This window comes from Nocardiopsis sp. TRM 82005, assembly GCF_056312425.1.
Window position 1 is genome coordinate 1 of the sequence record NZ_JBWDTQ010000064.1, and the last position, 1,687, is coordinate 1,687.

1 protein-coding gene is annotated in these 1,687 nt (G+C 70.4%); it reads left to right on the forward strand.

All coding sequences use genetic code 11. From position 1 onward, the window contains the following. The first annotated feature begins 182 nt into the window (after window positions 1-182). Window positions 183-1,682, forward strand: a complete 1,500-nt coding sequence (locus AC0T5L_RS27055) for a SulP family inorganic anion transporter (protein WP_476168321.1) — start codon at window positions 183-185, stop codon at window positions 1,680-1,682. Window positions 1,683-1,687 lie beyond the last annotated feature (5 nt).

Consider the following 1,687-nt stretch of genomic DNA (forward strand, 5'->3'; position numbering starts at 1 on the left):
CTGACGGGCACGGCCGGGTCCGCGGCGACGAAGCCGCGCTCCGGGGCACCATGCGTGCCGCACCGGAACCCCAGGCGTCCAGCCGCCGCCGGCTCCCAGAGCCGACGGCACTGGCCCCGCGCGCCGTCACCGCCTCACCCGACATGAACACCGCGGTCCGTGTTTCGGGCTGCCCGAACCAGATGGGTTCCATGAATCTGCCTGTGAAGACCCCCCGGTCCCTGATGGCCAAGATCCCCAGGGCCGCGCAGTTGCGCGCGGACGTGCTGGCCGGCCTGGTCGTCGCGCTCGCTCTGATCCCCGAGGCCATCGCGTTCTCCCTCATCGCCGGGGTCGACCCCCGCGTGGGCCTGTACGCCTCCTTCGTGATGGCCGTCTCCATCGCCTTCCTGGGCGGGCGCCCGGCGATGATCTCCGCCGCCACCGGCGCGATGGCCCTGGTCGTGGCACCCCTGTCGATCGAGTACGGGGTGGACTACCTCATCGCCGCCACGATCCTGGCCGGCCTGATCCAGGTGGTCCTGGGCCTGGCCGGGGTGGCCAAGCTGATGCGGTTCGTGCCGCCCAGCGTGATGACCGGGTTCATCAACGCCCTGGCCATCCTGATCTTCCTGGCCCAGCTGCCGCACCTGGCCGGTGTGGGTGTGCCGGTCTACGCCATGGTCGCGGTCGGGCTGGCCGTCATCTTCGGCCTGCCCCTGCTGACCAAGGCCGTCCCGGCCCCGCTGGTGGCCATCGTGGTGCTGACCGTGGCCGCGCTGGCCCTGGGCATCCCGGCCCAGACGGTCGGGGACATGGGCGAGCTGCCCGACACCGTGCCCGTCCCGCTGATCCCGAACGTGCCCTTCACCCTGGACACGCTCACCCTCATCGCCCCCTACGCGCTGACGCTGGCGCTGGTGGGGTTGATGGAGTCGCTGATGACGGCCAAGGTCGTCGACGACCAGACCGAGACGGTCTCCCACCACGGCCGTGAGGCGCGTGGCCAGGGCATCGCCAACGTGCTGGTCGGGTTCTTCGGCGGTATGGCCGGATGCGCGATGATCGGCCAGACCATGATCAACGTCAAGTCCGGGGCCCGCACCCGCGTCTCCACGTTCCTGGCGGGGGTGTTCCTGATCGTCCTGTGCGTGGGCCTGGGCGACATCGTGGGGATGATCCCGATCGCCGCCCTGGTCGCGGTGATGTTCTTCGTGGCGATCGTGACCTTCGACTGGCACAGCATCGCCCCCTCCACGGTCCGGCGGATGCCCTGGACCGAGACCCTGGTCATGGTCGTGACCGTGGCGGTGGTGGTGGCCACCCACAACCTGGCCCTGGGCGTGATCGTGGGCGTGATCGTGTCGATGGTGCTCTTCGCCCGCAAGGCCGCGGTGCAGGCCGACGTCACCAGCGTGCTCGACCCCGAGGGCGGCACGCGGGTGTACTCGGTCAACGGCGAGGTGTTCTTCGCCTCCTCGGGCCAGCTGGTGGGCCGTTTCGACTACACCGAGCAGGGCCTGGACAGGGTCGTGGTGGACATGTCCAACGCCCACGTGTGGGACTCCTCGGCGGTGGCCGCCCTGGACCAGGTCACCGAGCACTTCCGCAGGCACGGCGTGCGGGTGCAGATCACCGGCCTCAACGAGCCCAGCGCGCATCTGCACCAGGAGCTGTCGGGCACCCTCACCGGCGGACACTGACCCCG